General features: G+C 46.2%; 11 protein-coding genes. 6 read left to right on the top strand and 5 right to left on the bottom strand.

The features are described 5' to 3' along the window. Window positions 1-4: 4 nt before the first annotated feature. Complete coding sequence (locus QUA03_RS16835) at window positions 5-469, bottom strand: COP23 domain-containing protein (RefSeq protein ID WP_333213399.1); 465 nt, start codon at window positions 467-469, stop codon at window positions 5-7. Between the two features lie 345 nt (window positions 470-814). Here QUA03_RS16835 and QUA03_RS16830 point away from each other — a divergent pair, with 345 nt between their 5' ends. The 5 genes from QUA03_RS16830 to QUA03_RS16810 all read left to right on the top strand — a co-directional run bounded on the left by QUA03_RS16830 (window position 815) and on the right by QUA03_RS16810 (window position 9,285). Next, window positions 815-1,312 carry an HNH endonuclease gene (locus QUA03_RS16830; RefSeq protein WP_333082663.1) on the top strand — a complete coding sequence of 166 codons (498 nt, stop codon included), beginning with the start codon at window positions 815-817 and terminating at the stop codon, window positions 1,310-1,312. 246 nt (window positions 1,313-1,558) lie between these two features. After that, a complete protein-coding gene (locus tag QUA03_RS16825; protein WP_333213398.1) occupies window positions 1,559-2,833 on the top strand; it encodes a bifunctional oligoribonuclease/PAP phosphatase NrnA in 1,275 nt (424 codons plus the stop codon). An 869-nt stretch (window positions 2,834-3,702) separates the two neighbouring features. Further along, on the top strand, window positions 3,703-7,344 hold the full coding sequence (locus QUA03_RS16820) for a diguanylate cyclase domain-containing protein (RefSeq protein ID WP_333213397.1): 3,642 nt from the start codon (window positions 3,703-3,705) through the stop codon (window positions 7,342-7,344). A gap of 67 nt (window positions 7,345-7,411) precedes the next feature. Then, window positions 7,412-7,906 (top strand): phosphohistidine phosphatase SixA, encoded by a 495-nt coding sequence (sixA, locus tag QUA03_RS16815; RefSeq protein WP_333213396.1) that lies wholly within the window; start codon window positions 7,412-7,414, stop codon window positions 7,904-7,906. 233 nt (window positions 7,907-8,139) lie between these two features. Next, a complete protein-coding gene (locus QUA03_RS16810) occupies window positions 8,140-9,285 on the top strand; it encodes a citrate synthase (protein WP_333082657.1) in 1,146 nt (381 codons plus the stop codon). 409 nt (window positions 9,286-9,694) lie between these two features. Here the strand turns inward: QUA03_RS16810 and argZ are convergent, their stop codons facing one another. The 3 genes from argZ to QUA03_RS16795 form a co-directional block, all read right to left on the bottom strand. Continuing rightward, complete coding sequence (gene argZ, locus QUA03_RS16805; protein ID WP_333213395.1) at window positions 9,695-11,809, bottom strand: bifunctional arginine dihydrolase/ornithine cyclodeaminase; 2,115 nt, start codon at window positions 11,807-11,809, stop codon at window positions 9,695-9,697. Window positions 11,810-12,186: 377 nt separating this feature from the next. Further along, entirely contained in the window at window positions 12,187-15,339 is a 3,153-nt protein-coding gene (locus QUA03_RS16800) for a PAS domain-containing protein (protein WP_333213394.1), read from the bottom strand. Between the two features lie 562 nt (window positions 15,340-15,901). Beyond that, window positions 15,902-16,840, bottom strand: coding sequence for a glycosyltransferase (locus QUA03_RS16795; RefSeq protein WP_333213393.1), 939 nt, complete (start codon window positions 16,838-16,840; stop codon window positions 15,902-15,904). Between the two features lie 308 nt (window positions 16,841-17,148). On the opposite strand from QUA03_RS16795, the gene QUA03_RS16790 reads away from it, so the two are divergent. Further along, window positions 17,149-18,357, top strand: a complete 1,209-nt coding sequence (locus QUA03_RS16790) for an argininosuccinate synthase (protein ID WP_333213392.1) — start codon at window positions 17,149-17,151, stop codon at window positions 18,355-18,357. Window positions 18,358-18,633: 276 nt separating this feature from the next. Here QUA03_RS16790 and QUA03_RS16785 read toward each other — a convergent pair whose 3' ends face one another. Next, the gene (locus tag QUA03_RS16785) at window positions 18,634-20,151 is read right to left on the bottom strand and encodes a polynucleotide kinase-phosphatase (protein WP_333213391.1); all 1,518 of its coding nucleotides are present in this window, start codon (window positions 20,149-20,151) and stop codon (window positions 18,634-18,636) included. Window positions 20,152-20,222: the final 71 nt, after the last annotated feature.

Below are 20,222 nucleotides of genomic sequence, written 5' to 3'. Positions count from 1 at the left end.
ACTATCAATTTACCTTAACAGGCGAAACACTTACATTAGGATTTGTGACTCTTCTTAAGAGTTCTTGTCGAGCTTGTTCTGGATTTTGACCTTTGGGTACTTGATATAATAATCTACAGGAACCGTCTTGAGGATTAGCTGCACAAATAATTAGTTGACCGGTGGGCGATGCACCTGCTGTGACAATATTCTCCCAAGTTCCTTGCGGTTGTGAGTTGTTGAGAATTCCCGATACTCTGGTGCACCGAGTAATCGCGTCTTCTCCTGATTCATTGAAATAGTTATCAGCTAGCCACAAAATAACGGGAATATTTTTGCCTTGTTGGACAGCAATTGTAGCTGGGCGACCGCCAGCAGCGCCACAGAAGAATGAAGGCGTTTGAGCAAAGGCTGGACTGTTTGCTAAAATCGGAGCAACAAGGGCAATAATTGACGCGCTAAAAGCTGACTTTAAGAGCCGAAATTTCATGAGCAGTAATAAGCTTTTTCATTTAAGGTTACTAATAGTCTAAAAAGTTAAACTGTTTGTTGCCGGGAAGATTAGGCATTTAGAGAAAAAAATAAAGTTTATTCTGCAAATTTTTGCGATCGCACACACTGGCCTCATCTAAGCCAAAACTCAGGGAAAAAAGCTCGCTGACAAACACCAAAGGCAGAAAACAGGTGCAGCCACAAGGGGCGCAAGCGCAAAGGTATAGGGTAAAGGAGTGGTTTTGCACCGTTTTTTGCGCTCCCCTCGCTCTTTCTGAGGTTGTCCCACCTAAAGGGGAACCTGTGTTAACATCGAAAAAAATATTCTCTTTAATAATCAACAATGGGCAATGTTCTGGTGCTGAACGCCTCCTACGAACCCCTTAACATCACCAATTGGCGAAGGGCGGTAGTTTTGTTGCTGAAAGGAAAAGCAGAACAGGTAGAGCATAACGGGAAATTTATTGCGCCAAACTTCCCGCTACCAACTGTGATCCGACTGCGGCATTACGTCCGAGTTCCCTATAAGGATATTCCGCTGACCCGCCGGAACATCTTGCACCGGGACGCACACTCTTGTCAATACTGTAGTTATGCGGGGGACGATTTAACCCTCGATCATGTAATTCCCCGATCGCGCGGAGGAGGCGACAGTTGGGAAAACCTCGTCACCGCTTGTGTCCGCTGCAATGTCAATAAAGGCAGCCGCACGCCAAAAGAAGCGGGAATGTCGCTGCGCTATCCACCTAGGAAACCTCACAGCGGTCTTTATTTTGAAGTGACTAAACACGTTAAGAGCGGTATGCACAAAGAATGGCAAAAATATGTAATTGGTCTTTAAAACCCCTGTCAGCGCAAGCGCGGGGGTTTTTTGCGGAAGTTCTGAGTCCTGAGATTGCTTCGTTCCTGGGAACGCACACTCTCTACATGAGTTAAAAAGTTAAACAGTTAAAGAGAGAATTTACGCACTTAAATCGGGTTTCTAGTAAGAAGTATGGGCTTTGACAACAAGGCATCTACAAAGAAACCGGGTTTAAGATAGAATGTCGCGCAAATCCTGAAATAGTTAAATTGTTAATTTTTAACGATGAAAGACCATCCCCCTAACAATTCCGATGAAACATCCGGCAAGCGCGAAGGTGAACTTGAGACCAGCAGCGAGGTTGTACCCGGAGTGAGTGGGCCTGGGAAACGGCGCAGCAAAGCCGAAGTTGCTTCCGAAGAGAATCGCGGCCGTCTCCGCGAGGAATTGCACGATCGCAAAGTCGAGCAATTGCGCCAAATGTTTGATCGGCACAAAGGCACTCGCCAGTTAATCTTGCTGCAAGATTTTCCCGATCCCGACGCACTTTCCAGCGCTTGGACTTACAAATTAATCGCCGAACAATACGATATCCAATGCGAGATTATCTACGCCGGCGCCCTCAGCCACCAAGAAAATATTGCCTTAGTTAAATTGACAGGGTTGCCGTTGCAGCGCTGGACGGTGGAAACACTAAAAACTAAGGATTTGTCGGTGTTTCAGGGCTGCGCTTTCATTGACAACCAAGGGACGACTTGTAACTTAACCGGGTATATTTTAGCGGCTGGAGTTCCGATCGCCGCCGTCATCGATCATCACAATTTGCAGGGGGAAATGAACGCAGAATTTATCGATTTGCGCCCTCAAATCCGCGCTACAGCCACGATTTTTGCCGAGTATTTACAGTCGGGAATGTTAGCTCTCGACGCCAGCGTCAGTCTGCACATCAAGTGTGCTACAGCTTTGATGCACGGTTTGCGATCGGATACGATCGCCCTCAGACAAGCTCAGGAGGAGGACTTTTTAGCTGCGGCTTATTTGAGCAGGTTTTACGACCCGCAGTTGCTGAATGCCGTGTTACAGTCGTCTCGTTCTAAGTGGGTGATGGACGCGATCGAGCGATCGCTCAAACACCGCACCGTCCAGAACAATTTTTCGATCGCCGGCATCGGCTACCTCCGCTATGACGATCGGGATTCTATTCCCCAAGCGGCGGACTTTTTAGTAACAGAAGAGAACGTACACACAGCAGTTGTCTACGCAATTGTTCACGACAAAGACGAAGAAATTGAAGTAGTAATTGGCTCCCTGCGAACTAATAAACTTACTCTCGACCCCGACGAATTTATTAAAGAAGCCTTCGGTCAAGATGCTCAAGGACGCTTTTTTGGCGGCGGCAGAAGTCAAGCTGGAGGTTTTGAAATTCCGGTGGGATTTCTTTCCGGCGGGAATGAGAAGAGCGATTATGCAAGGCTGAAATGGGAAGTATTTGATGCTCAGATTAAGCAAAAATTGCTGAATTTAATTAGTCCTAAAGACAATCCTGTTTACGATCATTAACTCTGGAGTTTTTAGGTGCGGTATTAATTCCAGCAACCGCCTGGGAATGCGATCACTTTTTGACCTCCGCTTGCTACCAGGTGTTGCCGTGTTTTTTTCTCAGTCCGGGCAAAATCTTAACTTGATAATCAGTCTTGCCCGCACTCTAACTCTCATCAACCGGCTTTTTTAAGTTTTATTGAGGGTTTGAACTCACGCCTAGTGCGCTTCTGCCATCAACAAGCTTTCCGGCCTGTTCCACAACAACTGTATTTTCTTGTGGGTAGTAGGGGTTGGGCAGGAAAATCCGCCCATAAAAAGTTTATTAAAAATCCTGCAAGATGTCACTTTTAACGAAGTAAGGAGGTTAAAAAACCCGGTTGACTTCTCCAGGACTAACACTAATAAATTTTATCCCCATTTCCCCAAAATACACACCAAAGAAACTGGGTATTTTAACTATTGTCAAGGGAGGCAACGAAGTATTTTGCTCAAAAAAACCAGGTGGCGGAGCAAATTTAGTTTTATCTATTTTACTAAATCCATAATAATTCTTGATTTTTAACAATTATACAAGGTTGATTTTTTGACATTTTAGTATTTTTTCGCTAAATCAATCATAATTTGTTATAGTTGGTGCAGGAAACTTTCGATAATAATTAGTAAAAAAACGCTTGAAAAGAATCAAAATAGATGCCAAACAACCTAAACCATTGGCTAAATGATATGAAAAAAGTAATTGTAGCAGTCAAAAAAGTTTTGCTTGTCACATAAAGATGTTTTTTTTCTAAGCCCAGGCAGCAATTCCTAGAATTTCAAACAAATTATTATATTTATTTGCCGCGGGTTAGGATAGTAGAAAATAGCTAAAAAAAACAAGGAACACGGAGATGTCTACAAAACAGACTTTCTCTTGGTCGTTAGAGAAAAGCATAGAAAAAGTTTCAGAAATTGCACTTAAAATCAACGAGTTCGTGGCTCTGGAGACAATTTTGCAATGTGCGCTAGAAGAAACCAGGGTGCTGCTGCAAACCGATCGTGTAATTATTTATCGCTTCCTATCGCATAGAGATGGCGTAGTATTTGCAGAATCGGTTGATGCCCAGTGGCCGCCAACCCTAGGAAAACAGATTTATGATCCTTGCTTTGAAGCCACCTGGGTAGATCGTTACAGCCAGGGACAAACGAGCAGCATTTCTGATATTCACGCTGGTGATCTTCAAGCTTGTGATGTCGAATTGCTCGATCGCATCCAAGTTCAGGCAAATTTAGTTGCGCCAATCTTGCTAGATGGCCAACAACAGCAATCTCCGAAGCTTTGGGGACTGTTGATTGCTCATCAATGCCGAAGTCCGCGTCAGTGGGAACCTCTCGACGTTGAGATCATGCAACAGGTTGCAATGCACATCGGGTTGAGGATGTGGCACTTGGAATCTCACCGCCCGGTGATCGGGCCAAATCAACCGCCGGAACTCGAAACAGAACCAAATCAAACTGATCCCAATACAGAAAGCGCGCCAAGAGTCAATCATCAAAATTGTCTACAACCAGAGTTAGCCTGTTCCCTGAGCGGGGAAATTGTCCACCTCAAAGCCTTTGACTTGTTGCAAAACCCGATCTGGATATTTGATATTGAGCATTGGCAAATCCGGTGGGCCAACCAAGCTTCCTTGTACCTGTGGAATGCTTCGACGCGGCAGCAACTCGCGAGCCACAACTTTAGGGATATGTTGTCAGAGTGTACTCGGATTCGCTTGCAGGGCTATCTGGAGCAGTTTGAGCAAGGCCAAACCTTGTCTGAGCAGTGGACGTTTTACCCGGCCGGTGAGGCTGTTTCTGTCGGCTGTCGGTGCTCTGGCATCAGGATTGATAGCGGGCGTTTGGCAATCCTGGTCGAGGGTAAGGTCGAAACCGCTCCTCACATCGAACCGGAAACCCTGCGATCGATCGAGGCAATCCGACACACCACGCTGATGGTTTCGCTCTACACCCTCGAAGGTGTGCCGCTGCTGCAAAACCCGGCGGCCTTGGGCTGTTACGGGGAGGCGCTGCACCGTGGCTCTGCGACAGATAATGCTTTTGTGAGTCGCTTTGTTGACTCTCAGGTAGGAGAGCGAGCAATGGCAGTTCTTAAGTCTGGTGAAGTATTTAGCACGGAGGCTCAAGTGATTACTCTGGCGGGGATTCGCTGGCATGGGATGGACGTGCGGTGTACCAACGACCCGGTAACAGGCAACCCGATGTTGCTCGTGAACGAAAAAGACATTACCGACCGCCAGCAAGTAGAAACAGCCCTGCAAAAGAGTGAAACCCGGTTGTCAGAAGCCCAGCGGGTTGCCCACATCGGTAGCTGGGAATGGGACGTGAGTACGGGTAAAATTACCTGGTCTCCCGAACTATTCGAGATTTTGGGACGATCTAGGGCCCTAGGCGAACCTACTTATGAAGAAAACTTGCGGCTTTACCATCCCGAAAGTGCCAAACAGCTACACCGGGTAGTTCAACGAGCGCTCACTCACGGAGAGCCTTATCTATTGCGCCTTAGAATCGTGAGTCGGAATGGTTCTATCCGCCATACTGAAGCCAGAGGACAGGTTCAACTCAATGCAGAGGGAAAAGTCATTCGGTTGTTTGGTACATCCCAAGACATTACGGATATTGTCCAGGCGGAAACAGAACTCAGAGAAATGAGTACAGCTCTTGCTAATGCTGTGGAAGGCATCTCGCGACTGGATGTTTTCGGACGCTACCTCACCGTTAATCAAGCCTACGCCAATATAGCGGGTTATCAGCCTGAAGAAATGGTTGGTATCAATTGGCAGAAAACAGTTCATCCCGACGACTGCTACAAGATGATGACGGCTTATCAAAAAATGCTAGCCGAGGGCCGAGTGGAAGTTGAGGCCCGGGGTATCAGGAAAGATGGTTCGATTTTTTACAAGCAGGTGGTGATGTTGGCAGCCTACGACTCGCAGGAGCGATCGATCGGGCATCACTGCTTTATGAAGGATATCACCGATCGCAAGCAAGCAGAAGCAGCATTACAGCAAGAGTTCGGGCGTCTGGCTGTGGTGATTGCCACCCAACAGGAAATCGCCATCCGCAATCCTAACCTGGATGCAGTGATGGCGGTGATTAACGATCGAACTCAAAAATTGATCGGTGCCGATGGGGCCGTGATTGAAATCTTGGAAGGGGATGAGTTGGTTTATCGGGCAGCCAGCGGTATCGCCAGCACCTATGTTGGATTACGGATGAAAGTAGGGACAAGTTTATCGGGAAAATGTATTGCGACCGGCCAAATTATGCTTTGTGATGATTCACAAACCGATTCACGGGTGGAGCAGTCTGTCTGTCAGCGCATTGGTATCCGGTCACTGGTGGTTGTTCCCTTGTTCTATCAGGACGATCGGGTTGGCGTCTTAAAAGTTGTTTCCGCTAGACCCTGTGCCTTTACAGAGTCAGATATTCATACCTTACAACTGATGGCGGGGTTTTTGGCGGGTAGCCTGCATCTGGCTTCAGAGTTTGATGCTAAAAACATTCTCCTGAGTCAATTACAGGAGAGCGAGGAACGGTATCGTTCTGTGATTAGAAGCATGACTGAAGGCGTCGTACTTCAGCTAGCAGACGGACAAATTACTACCTGTAATGCTAGTGCCGGAAGGATTCTCGGACTGACCCCCGAACAACTTATGGGGCGTACATCCATAGATTTAGACTGGCGAACCGTTCAGGAAGATGGCTCTCCTTTCCCCTGCCAACAGCATCCGGCAATGATTACCCTACGGACGGGAAAACCCGTATCAAATGTGGTGATGGGCATTCACAAATCGGATAAAACGCTGACTTGGATTTCGATTAATTCGCAACCGCTGTTCCAAATGAATCAGTCTCAACCCTATGCAGTAGTAACGACTTTTGCTGATATTACAGAACGCAAGCGGGCCGAGGAGATGCTCAGACACCGGGCGGAACAAGAAAGATTAATTGCTACGACAGATGGGTTAACACAAGTAGCAAACCGCCGCTGTTTTGATGAGCGATTGCAGTCGGAATGGCACCGACTGATACAGGGGAAACAACTGCTTTCGTTGATTATGTTGGATGTAGATTATTTCAAGCGATATAACGATTGCTACGGACATCAAGCTGGGGATATTTGTTTAGTAAAAGTGGCTTCATCGGCTGCACAAGCGGTTAAACGTTCATCGGATCTGTTGGCACGTTACGGGGGCGAAGAATTCGCGGCTATCCTACCGAATACGGATGCGGATGGCGCGATCGCTGTTGCTGAGTCGATCCGAGAGGCAATCCGAGATTTGGGAATCCCTCACGAGCAATCTGATGTGAGCGCGATCGTGACCGTTAGCATGGGAATTGCAACTGTGATTCCCACTGCGGAAATATCACCGGATGAACTCGTTGCCCTCGCCGATCGAGCATTATATGATGCGAAACGACAAGGGCGCGATCGCTACACAAGCGCCAACCAGATGACAGCGCCAGATTTCAATACAGTTGTAGAATAGGCAAAAGGTAGGTATATCCTAGACAGCTCCTAGAAAAACGGGACCCAATGCCTGGAAGTATTGAGATATGGTTATTTATCTAATCCGGCACGGTATCGCCGCCGCACCCGAAGAATATGATACAGACTCAGAACGCCCCCTGACTAAAGAGGGCGATCGTAAAACCCGGAAAATTGCCCAACGCCTGTACGAACTCGAAATTCAGTTTGACCTAATTCTCACCAGTCCCCTACTGCGGGCGCAGCAAACCGCCCAAATCCTGCAAACAGTCGGTTTGAGTTCCCAAATAGAAGAATCCGCCACCCTCGCCCCTTCAGGAGACATCGGGAACTGGCTGGAGTGGTACAAACAGTGGCAGGAAATAGGTAGCCACAGCTTGGCCCTGGTTGGCCACCAACCAGACTTAGGCAACTGGGCAGAAACTTTGCTTTGGGGTCGATCGCAAGACGCCCTGATTCTCAAAAAAGCAGGTATCATCGGCTTAATCCTCCCCGAAACAGGCTCCCCAGTGGGCCGCAGCCAAATGTTTTGGCTAACGGCGCCCAAGTTTTTGCTCCCCTAGAAACACCGAACCGCCCCGACATTAACAGGACGCGCCAGCCCTCTTAAAACCGCATTCTCGGACGGCGAAACCGGAGAAAAGGGGCGACAATACGCAGCGGTGCGATCGGGCTGTCTTTTGAAAAACCCGATTTCTGAACCCCAATTAAATGATTATTTGTCAAGACTGTGACACTATCTTGGTTTCTGGTAATGTACTTTTAGTAGATTGAACTCACACAAAACGGTATCGCAATGGTCGTCGGCGAATTCAAACCAGGTTTAGAAGGTGTTCCCGCCACCTTGTCCAGCATTAGCTACGTCGATGGACAAAAAGGGTTGCTGGAATATCGCGGGATTAGCATCGAGGAACTGGCACTCAAAAGCTCCTTTCTCGAAACTTCATATTTATTAATCTGGGGGGTACTTCCGACAAAGGAAGAACTAGAAGCTTTCGAGCATGAAATTCGCTATCACCGCCGGATCAAATATCGCATCCGGGACATGATGAAATGCTTTCCAGAAAGAGGACATCCCATGGACGCCCTGCAAGCTTCAGCGGCCGCCTTGGGCTTGTTCTACTCTCGCAGAGCCCTGGCTAACCCAGCATACATTCGAGAAGCTGTAGTGCGACTGCTAGCTAAGATTCCCACAATGGTAGCAGCGTTCCAGCAAATGCGACGGGGAAATGACCCGGTGCGGCCGAGGGATGACTTGGACTACTCGGCTAACTTTCTTTATATGCTCAACGAGCAAGAACCCGATCCACTGTTAGCTAGCATTTTTGACACTTGTCTGACTCTCCATGCTGAACATACAATTAATGCCTCTACATTTTCGGCAATGGTAACAGCTTCGACGCTGACAGACCCTTACGGGGTTATTGCTTCAGCAGTTGGCACTTTGGCGGGGCCACTGCACGGGGGAGCTAATGAAGAAGTGATTGATATGTTGGAGCAAATTGGTTCGGTAGAAAACGTGCGGCCTTTTGTCGAGAAGTGCGTTGCAAATAAGGACAAAATCATGGGTTTCGGTCACCGAGTTTACAAGGTGAAAGATCCGAGAGCAACTATTCTCCAAGGGTTAGCAGAACAGTTATTTGAGAACTTCGGTCACGACGATTATTACGACATTGCTGTCGAGTTGGAAGAAGTGGTTGAGGAGAAATTGGGTCACAAAGGAATTTATGCAAATGTAGATTTCTATTCGGGTCTAGTTTACCGAAAAATGGGAATTCCGATCGACTTATTTACACCAGTTTTTGCGATCGCCCGTGTTGCTGGCTGGTTGGCCCACTGGAAGGAACAGCTAGAGGCAAACCGCATTTACCGCCCGACTCAAATATATACGGGCACTCACGGTGAGCCTTATATTGCGATCGAGGACAGACTGCCATCCTAAAGCAATAATTATCAACTCAGATCTGAAAATGGCGAGAAGAATTGTTTTGCTTTCGTGAAGTGTTGAATTAAAAATTGCTTTCGCCTTCCGAGTCAGGAAGCAATCTCTATCTGCCAAAAACTGCCGTGCTGGGTTGCACCCCTCTTGTATGTTGTGGTGTTTGTTGGCGACAATAGTAAGAAGTGACGATTTTCAGGAACTCCGGTCCTCAGACTTGCGGGTCTGAGGCTTTTTATTGGAATATTTTTTATGGGAATATCAATATCAAATCCGCGCTTCATCGGAATTATTCATCTCTCTGGAATCTCCCTCTGCGTTCTCTGCACCCTCTGCGGTTAAATCTCTTAATTCCACAGCCTCCGCATCTGCGTTACCAGGAAGAGCCTGGTAACGAGTAGACTAGCTAAATCTAAACAGATTGAGCTACATGATGGCGGCTGGTCAATTTATCCAATTGATTAACCAACAAACTTAGGAACAATCCCACATCGGTAACAACTCCAATAGACTCGATCGAACCCCGATCACTCAATTTCGTCACCACCGCCGGATTAATGTCCACACAGACCATCTTCACACCAGCCGGCGTCATATTTCCCACACCAATTGAGTGCAGCATAGACGACAGCATTAACACCATATCCGCACCGCGTAACAGCTCAGTATATTCTTCTTGAGCCTTAACTAAATCCATTTGTGTGTCAGGAAGTGGCCCGTCATCACGGATCGAACCGGCAAGAGAGAACGGTATATTATGCTTCACGCACTCGTACATCACACCGTTAGTAACCAAGCCTGCTTCAACAGCTTTTGCAATACTCCCGTAACGTCGCACACTGTTAATTATTTTCAAGTGATGGCGGTGTCCACCCCGCACAGCAACACCGCGTTTCATGTCAACCCCTAAAGAGGTTCCCATATTCGATTGTTCCATGTCGTGAACTGCGATCGCATTTCCACCTAACAGCGCTTGCACGTAACCTTCGCGAATCAAATGCGCTAAATGTTCGCCACCGCCGGTGTGAATAACAACAGGCCCTGCGGTAACTACAACTTTGCCACCGCGATCGCGAATTTGGCGCAATTCCCACGCTACTTGTTCCACCACCAATTCTACACGGCGCTCGCTAGAAACGCTGCCGGACATAAAGCTGAATTCTTGAGAATTGCGCTGTTCCCGGGATTCTGTTTTGCGGATGGTGCGGATACCCACTACATCTACAACGACTTTTTCACCTACTTTTAAGTCGCGCAATAATTTGCATTTAGCCACTGGGCCATCAGCAGTTTCAGTAATAGCAACAGCACCATCCATCCGCTGATTTTGCGCTTTCACCCACTGACCATTTACCCGCACTTCCGTGGGATAAATTGTACTCACATAAAAGTCGTCTGGTCCGACACCATCTTGGACTACGGGTTCTAAAATAGCGTCGCAAATCTCTTGTGGTGGCGGCACTGCACCCAAGTCAATCAGCATTCCCATCATTTCTTCCATCACATCGTGGGAAGGAGCCGAAACTTTAACGTCGGCAGATGATGTGCTTTGCCGCTGCTCTCCTAGATTGAAATTGAGCACTTGGAAACTGCCACCGAGATCGACAATTAAGTCCAAAGCGCGACTGATTAAACCAGCATCTAGCAAGTGACCGTCCATGCGAATTGTGCGGCTTTCTACCATCACGTTTGCCGATCGATCTTCTTGCACCGGTTCCGTTACCCGCAGCGTCAAACACTTACAGGCGCCGCCCGCTTTCAGAAATTCGCTCATCGGCGTTTCAATTACTTGAAAACCGGCCTTAGTAATGCGCGTTTTCAAGGCTTCGCTAACCTTGTTCATTACCACAACTTTGTCAATATTGACCGCATTGCAGGCAAAATTGGCGGCATCTGCTTCTTCAATGGCAATGCGTTTTTCCGGCGCAACTCGCATTTCAATTAAGCGGTTGGAGTAGGAGTCAAATGCTGCTGGATAGTAGAGCAAATAGCCGCCTGTCAGAGGACAAAAACAGGTGTCTAGGTGATAGAAACGTTCGTCAACTAAACGCAGCGAAAGCACTTCTATGTTGAGCCATTTTGCTAGTAACGGGTGCGAGTCGAGTTCGGAACGGAAGCCGTATCCGGCCCACAACCAGCGTCCTTCGCGATCGAGTAAAGCATCGCCAGCGCCCTCAAACGGCAAGTCTTTCGGGAGTTCGTGCACGGTGAAACCTTTGCTTTCAAACCATGCTTTGAAATAGGGTTCTTCGCCTTGGCGTTCTTTGTGATAGAAACGGCTGAGGACGAAGGTATTGCCTAAAAGTAAGCCTGCGTTGGCGGTGAAAACCATATCCGGCCAGCCTTTTGCGGGCGGTACGAGGTCTACCACGGCGTTTTCTTTGAGGACGTGGTAAAGTTTTTCCCACTGTTCGACGGCGCGATCGCGCGATGATTTGTGGACATTTCCCTCCATCCACGGATTAATCACGTAATCCACATCGTAGTGGTCGGGAGCACACATGAGGAAGCGAATTGAGTCAGTCATAATTCAGTTAAAATGTGGTAGACGCTACAGCAGACGTATGTTGACAGAGTTTGTATAATAGCAACTGTAATATTCACTACTAATTTTAGCAGCGCAACGTCTGGAGTCTCAAAAGGGTAACTCTTTATTATATCATGTTTAAGATAAGATTAAACTAAATGACAGACCGTTCGCAGCAAATACGGGAGAAAATGTCAGGTTATGACGCACTCTAAAATAGGTTCTGATAGACGATTCATATAATATCCGTTGAATTCCCCCCCATCTGACGGTCGGGGTGGGTTTAGGCTCATCTCTGGCTGATATTATAGATGGTTGGTGAACTGGCCCCTACAAAAATTATGGTTAATTTACCGCCCCTGATTTAACAGCTTATCCTAAGTTTTAACTTTCAACTTTTGCGAAATCGGCAGTTGGAGCGCAAATTCTGTTCCCCGGCCAACTTCTGAATGACACTCCAACTTACCGCCGTGGGTGTCTTTCACAATTTGGTAACTAATCGACAACCCCAAACCAGTGCCGGTGCCGATCGGTTTGGTAGTAAAAAATGGGTCAAACATCCTTGACTGAATTTCGGGACGGATACCGGGCCCGGTGTCAGAGATTCGCACACACACTTGATTTTCGCTGCTGACTTCAGTAACAATGCGAATCTGATTAACTTTGCAAGTACAATTTGCTGATGACTCTTCCATAGCGTCGATCGCATTCACCAGCAAATTCATAAATACTTGGTTTAATTGAGCCGGATAACACTCGACTTTGGGCAGTTCGCCGTAATTTTTAATAACTTGAATTTCCCCACGTTTTACCTGTGGCTGAAATCGGTGCTGCAAAATCACCAAAGTGCTCTCTATCCCTTCATGAATATCTATTACTTTGCGAGCTGTTTCGTCCAGTCTCGAAAAATTTCGTAAAGACAGCACTATCTGCTTAATTCGGTTAGCACCTTCTTGCATGGAAGCCAGCATTCTCGGAAAATCCTCAGCAATAAAATCTACTTCGACTTCTGCCAATTCTTCCTCAATTTCGGCAACTGGTTCGGGATAGTGTTGCTGGTAGAGATTGATCAATTTTACCAAATCGCGAGCGTACTGTGCGGCGGGAATAATATTGCCGTAGATGAAGCTGATGGGGTTATTAATTTCGTGGGCTACTCCCGCTACCATTTGCCCGATACTTGACATTTTTTCTGCTTGAATAAGCTGAGATTGAGCTTTTTGTAAGTCTGCCAGAGTTTTTTCTAACTGTTTCGCTTTTTCTCGTTCTCGCTGTTCGCTAAATTGCAAATCTGCTTCGGCTTGTTTGCGATCGCTAATATCGATATGCGTGCCCGTCATCCGCAAAGGATTTGCCGAAGCGTCGTGTTCCATCACCTTCGCTTGAGCTAAAATCCACTTCCACTCGCCGGATTTTGTCAGCATCCTAAATTCCACTTCGTAAGTAGGACTTTTGCCTTCCAGGTGAGCATTTAGCGCTGCTTTAGCCGGAGGAACATCCTCTGGATGTACCAGTTTCTCCCAGGTGGCGAAACTATTTTCTACCTCCTCTACTTCATATCCCAGCATCGTTTTCCACCGCGGATTAAAATAGACTTCTCCCGTGGTCAAATTCCAATCCCACAATCCCGTAGCACTGCCTTCAAATGCCAGATAAAAACGTTCTTCGCTAAGAAGCAAAGCTGCTTCGGCTTTTTTGCGATCGCTAATATCCATCACTGTTCCCAACAGTTTTATTACTTCCCCAGTTTCGCTAAAAACAGCTTCTCCCCTTCCTTCGACGTATATAATTTGACCGCTAGGATACAAAAATCGGAACTCTCTTTTGTAGGCAATGCCTTGTGAGATAGTCAGGCTGACGGTTTGTTGAAATAATTCTCTGTCGTCGGGATGACACATCTTTAAAAGTTTGGCAGATGTCGGTTCAGTTGCACTTGAGTCAAGACCAAAAATGCGGAATACTTCTTCTGACCAAGTAATTCTATTGGTGACTAAATCAAATTCCCAACTGCCGATATGGGCAATTTTCTGGGCTGCTGCTAGACTAGCTTCGCTTTGTTGAAGTTTAAGCCGCTGTTGTTTATCTTGTTCCAGAAGATTTGCTTGAGCGATCGCAATTCCCATCTGTGCCGCCACAGCGCTCAATAATCTGATCTCATCCTGCGTCCAGTGGCGGGGGCGATCGTACTGATGTAAGCATATCATTCCGTTAGCTTTTCCCTGATAGGAAGTGCGGATGGATATCATCGACTTCAAACCTATTTGACAGCACCAATCTCGGACATTTTCTAGCAGGGGTTCGGAAAAAACATCGTCAGAAACTACAGCTTGATCTTGGGACAATAAAAACTCAACGTGAGGATTGCCCTGTATGGGAATTTCTAAATCTAAAAGCGATTGAGAGGCTGTTTTTCTGTACTCAGCAACATTATAAATTCTGGGAACTGGGTCTTCTGTATAGGTGTGAATCAAGCAGCAATCGGCATTAAAAATTCGACCTATTTGAGCAGTCGCTGTTTGAAAAATTTGCTCTTGATTTAAGCTGTAGCGAATTTCGAGAGTAATTGTTTCTAGCAGAAATTTTTGTTTTATTTGCCGTTCCAAAGCAGCTAAAGCTGTTTTAAGTTCTAGTTCTGCTTGTTTGCGATCGCTTATTTCAGTAGCCGTCCCCAAAATTTTCCAAGGTTTGTCGTCTGCTGTTCTGGCAAACACTGTATCCACGCTAACAAACCAGCGATATTCACCATTTTTGTGCTGAATTCGGTACTCAAACTCAAAGCTTTCCCCGTCTTTTGCTGCGTCAATTTTGCTCAGATGTTCTGAGAATCCTGGTAAATCGTCAGGGTGTATTAAGTTAGGAAGAAATCCTCCTGCCATCTTCTGGATTTCTTCAAGGGTGTAGCCAATATCGCTATAGATTTCGCGGTTGATATACAGAGTTCGCTGTTCTATCAAATCGGAAACGTACAAAAGATTAGGATGTGTTTGAATTACTGCCGATAGCCAGCGTTGGCTGTCTCGGAGTTCTGCTTCGATCCGTTTGCGTTCTTCTATTTCTGCTTGCAGCCGCGCATTTTGTGCTAAAATTTGTTTATAAAGACGGCTCAGAAGCAGTTGATTTTCGACGCGGCTCACCACTTCTTCTGTTTGAAATGGTTTACTAATGTAGTCGGCCCCGCCCACCGAAAAAGCTTTGACTTTATCAAAAACTTCATTTAAAGAGCTAATAAAAATCACAGGAATATCTTTGGTTTGCGGACAAGCTTTTAGCTGTTCGCAGACTTGATAGCCATCCATACCGGGCATCATGATGTCCAGCAAAATCAAATCTGGTGGACTCGACAGAGCAAAGTTAAGAGCCAATTTGACATCTCGTGTCGGCCGCACTTTATATCCCCGCTTAGACAAAAGCTGGGATAAAAGCCGCAAGCTTTCTGGATGGTCGTCCACCATTAAAATATTTTCTTGTAAGGCAGCGTTTTGAAGTCTAAGTGTTTCTAGTCTTGGATTTTTATTGTCAGTTGTATTCATAGCAAACCCTCACACTATTCAAGTTGTATATGTGGGAATATTTTCAAAATCATTAACCACTTTTAGGTAACACTCTCAGATCAACCAGCACAACTATTGGCTTTATAGCACGCTCCTAAATTATCTGTCATTATATCAAAAGTAATGAGCGTTGGAAAATGTTGGTAGATAAAACGATCGGAGCCGAGTGAGAAAACAGCCTATATTGCTCAAATCACAGGCTAAGCAAGCAATTTTGATTAAAGGTAAAGCTGGTACAATTTCTATCAACCAGTTTTGCCTGCCTTTATCTTGTGGCTTTTTTTTCAGTAGATATCCTCACTGGAAAGGTTAATTCAAACAGGCCGGAACATGGGTGTCAACTTAAGACTAAAATTATTTGTTTTTCTGGTTTGTATCCAAGTCTTGAGTTCCCTAAATCCCCCTTCTTTAGCAGCGCTAGGGCAGTGTAGGCATAATTGTCAAACAGTAGGCTTTTACTACATTTGAGCTTAAGTTGACACCAATGGGCCCTGAAATACTCCTACAATATCTTATATTTTATTTGCGCTGTCGGGCCGATTTATGGTATCTTTGTCTCGGTCTGCAATTCCCCGCAAGCGGCGTACACGGCTTTCACGTTATACCAATTCAGAAAAATCCGAGCAATTTCTAGAGCTAACTGCGGTTTGCCTTGGTCAATCAACCACTGCAAAAAAGGAGTCATCGTTCGTTCGTTCAGCATCCCACCTAATGATAAAACTCCCCATAGGATTTGGTGCAGAAAAGTCATTTGAATCATCATCCTTACTTCCCAACTTGGGTGTTTTTGATAAAACAAAACTCCCATTCTACCGCGCTGAATTTCTCGGTCAATCATGCCCGGAATTTGCTCTAAACTAAAAGGTGGATGCCAGTGATAGCCGACAGCAGCCGGACATTTAATGAGTTTCAAACCTAATTGTTTTAACCTAACTCCCAACTCTAAATCTTCCCATCCGTACAGTTGAAAGCGATTGTCAAACAGTCCAGCAGCCAGCAGCCAGTGGCGGGCGATTGCCACATTTCCCGTAGCAAAATAAGCCGCCGAAAAATCGGTGATTTTGTAAGGTTCTGAGGTAGGATTCTCAAAATTGCAAGTATTGATCACGCTGCCGTAAGTAAAAACAGCATCAGTATCTTTGTAACCCTGTAGTAAAGCATCGGCGTGTGCTTGCAAAAAATGCTCTGTTACCACCAAATCGCTGTCAATAAAAATAATCGTATCGCCCTTAGCATCTTCAACGCCCAAATTCCGGGCCGCCGCCGGGCCCTGGTGAGATTGACAGATCGATCGCACATGAGGCAACAAGTCAGCATTTGCCGCCAACCACTCCAGCGTCCCGTCCGTCGATCCGTCGTCCACCACAATTACTTCATACTCTCTGACAATCTCACCGAACTGCTGATTTTCCAAAGCCAGTAGACATTTTGCCAAAATCGGTTTACGATTATACGTCGGAATCACAACACTAAAAAACACGGTTTTTCCTCATCGCCACAGTTACCGTATCCCACGGTAGCAGATTTTCCCCAGCAACTCCCCTGGTAAATAGCCAAGTTTAGCAAAAAAAGAATATATAAATCTGTACTATTTCTGACAAGAATCGATCTCAATTAGGTGCATAATGAAAAGTCGGTTAAATCGGATATCTTGCACCATTCTCAAGAACAGGCAAGATGCCTGTTCCACAAAAATGATATTTTTTTGTGGGGTGGGCATCTTGCCCGCCCTGAAAAGCTTAGTGACAATGGTGCAAGATGTCAGTTAAATTCAGGATGTAAAGAGCAATGAGTCGCGCTAAAAAAGTTGTGCTAGCATATTCGGGCGGAGTCGATACTTCCGTCTGCATTCCTTACCTCAAAAATGAGTGGGGTGTGGAAGAGGTAATTACTCTGGCTGCTGATTTGGGACAGGGAGACGAATTAGAACCGATCCGCAAAAAAGCTTTAGCATCCGGTGCTTCGGAATCTTTAGTTATTGATGCTACCGAAGAATTTGTCAAAGATTATGCGTTTCCAGCGATTCAAGCTAACGCACTTTACGAAAACCGTTATCCCCTTTCGACTGCCCTGGCTCGCCCGCTGATTGCTAAATTGTTAGTAGAAGCTGCGGAAAAATACGGTGCAGATGCGATCGCCCACGGTTGCACAGGTAAAGGAAACGATCAGGTACGGTTCGATGTGTCGATCGGCGCGCTCAACCCCAAGATTAAAATCTTAGCACCAGCGCGGGAGTGGAAAATGAGCCGCGAGGAAACGATCGCATACGGCGAGAGATGCGGCATTCCGTCGCCAGTGAAAAAGTCTTCCCCTTACAGTATCGATCGCAACTTATTAGGAATGGCAATTGAAGCCGGAATCCTGGAAGATCCTTGGGCGGAACCGCCAGAGGAAGTTTATTTGATGACAAAGGCGATCGAACAAACTCCCGACACACCCGAATACATAGAAATCGGTTTCGATTGCGGCAATCCTGTCAGTTTAAACGGCAAAAATTTATCACCAGTCGCCTTAATTTCCCAGCTAAATGAAATAGTTGGGAACCACGGAGTCGGCCGGATTGACATGATTGAAAACCGCCTTGTAGGTATTAAATCGCGGGAAATTTACGAAACACCAGCGATTTTAGTTTTGATGCACGCGCACCGAGACTTAGAAAGTTTGACCTTGACAGCAGATGTAACGCGGTACAAGCGAGGCATCGAAGAAACCTACAGCCAAATGATTTACAACGGTCTGTGGTACAATCCTTTGAAAACAGCTTTAGACGCATTTATTCAGGACACGCAAAAGCGAGTAACTGGAACCGTTCGCCTCAAACTGTTCAAAGGAAATGCGACTATTGTCGGCCGCAAATCTGAGAATTCTCTGTACAGTTTCGACTTAGCCACCTACGGCGCAGAGGACGAATTCGATCACAAAGCTGCCGAAGGATTTGTCTATGTTTGGGGACTCCCAACCCGCATTTGGTCGGAGAAAAATAGAGGTTACAAATAGGATAGAATTAGGGTTAAAAACCTGATGTTAAGCCGCCGATTCGTGGAATTAAAGTAGGGTGTACATGACGCACCTTATTTCCCGCAATCGCCCAACCTGTGCCAATTACCTAAGTTAGGAGTTAGTAAGATACAGTAATAATTGGTAATTGGTAATTGGTGGTTATCCTAATAATTTGTTAAACTGTCTTCAGACAAATTTAGCTTTGAGGCAGGGGTTTAAACCCCTGCCAGATTACTGTCAAATCGAGATTTTTGCCTGCTTTCTACCTTTAGATTACAGCCTCGGATCGACAGGTTCGCTCTCCATCGCTAAAACTCCGAAAACGCACTCGTGAACTTGTCTCAATGGAGCACCCGCAACAAATCTCTCCAATGCTTCTATACCGAGAGCAAACTCTCGCAACGCCAAAGAACGCTTGCCGGAAAGTCCGCGCGATCGCAGTTTTTCTAAATGTGCCGGCAAAGAATATTCCAGACCATAAATAATTCGCAAATACTCTTTACCGCGACATTTTACCGCAGGCTGTACGAGTCCTTTGCTATTTTTCACAATAAAATCCATTGGTTTAACAACCATTCCTTCGCCTCCCGCCGCCGTCAGTTTTTCCCACCATTGAATCCCTGCAGATCTGCTGTCAAAATCGGCAATTTCAACTATTTTGTATTCAGTAGCTAACAGAAATTCAGGGTCAGCTTTACAAATTTGTGAAATCTGTTCCATGTGCCAACAGTGATTTTTGTCAGTGTGAACTGTTCCCTCGGTTGCCAAGATGTGGAAAGGCGCTAATTTGAGGTCCAAGAGCGATTTCACTGGCCAGCAGTAGCGCTGATAGGCCTTAACATAGCGATCGGCTAGTTCGGCTCGCTCTTGATAGCTAGTCAGCAAAAAATTAATTTCAACTCCCCGCTGATTTGCCTGTTCTAAGTTCTTAATCGCCTCCGCAAACCCGTGACGAGATGCTGTTCCCACGGCGGCGTATTGCTCTTTCAACAAACCTTGAGCTTTGGCTGACCAAGGCATTAATTCGCAGTCCAAACACACCCAATCGGTTTGAAATTTATCCCAAAAATTGCTGGCAGTGAGAGCGACATTTACCCGCGCTAAAAATTCTGTTTCTAAGGTAGAATTATCGAAAAAATGCCGTCCCGTGCGGGTGTAGCAAATGCCCATACTCTCGCTGAGAATGCCAAAGCGGCGTAAAGCTGCCGGTGCGTCGCGGCACACGATCGCAACTGCACGGGAACCCATGTGCTTTTCTTCGCACACAACTGTCGGTATGCCCTGCTGTTGGTAGTAGCTAAATGCTTCGGCTGGATGTTCTAAAAGTCCTGGTTCGTTGGAGGTAGCGGCGGGAGACATTGTGGGCGGCAAATAAATCAGCCATTTGGGATTGGCGGCAAACCGACTCATTACTTCTAGGGCTGCGATCGCATTTTCTTCTTTAATCGTAATGTTACTTTGCAGGCGAGTTGAAATAATGCGTTTTCCGAGTACGTCGCTAATGTCCAGTACGTCATCAAACTGCTGTTGGGCGGTGAGATTCACTGCAGCCAAACCGCTATCGATCGCGGGTGAATTCATGTCTCTCTTGTTAAGTGGAGTTGGGCTGTCTTGAAAGAGGATCGGTTTGGCAGGTTCGCAGTAAATTCTTGCAGCAGGAACGCTGACAAATTCTCTTTCCGGATACCGCAAAGCTGTTAGTTTGCCTCCGAAAACGCAGCCGGTGTCAATATCAACAGTATTGTTCAACCATTCTGTTTCGGGAACGGGGGTGTGTCCGTAAACAACCATTGGTGACAAGTTAAGACTGTAAGTCTTTTGTCAAGAGGCTTTTAGAGAATTGTTGAAAAAAAACTGGTCAG

Origin of the sequence: Microcoleus sp. S36b_A4 (assembly GCF_036700645.1) — a bacterium.
In the GTDB taxonomy this organism is placed as follows: Bacteria; Cyanobacteriota; Cyanobacteriia; order Cyanobacteriales; family Microcoleaceae; genus Microcoleus.
This window is presented reverse-complemented; position numbering and strand designations above follow the sequence as displayed.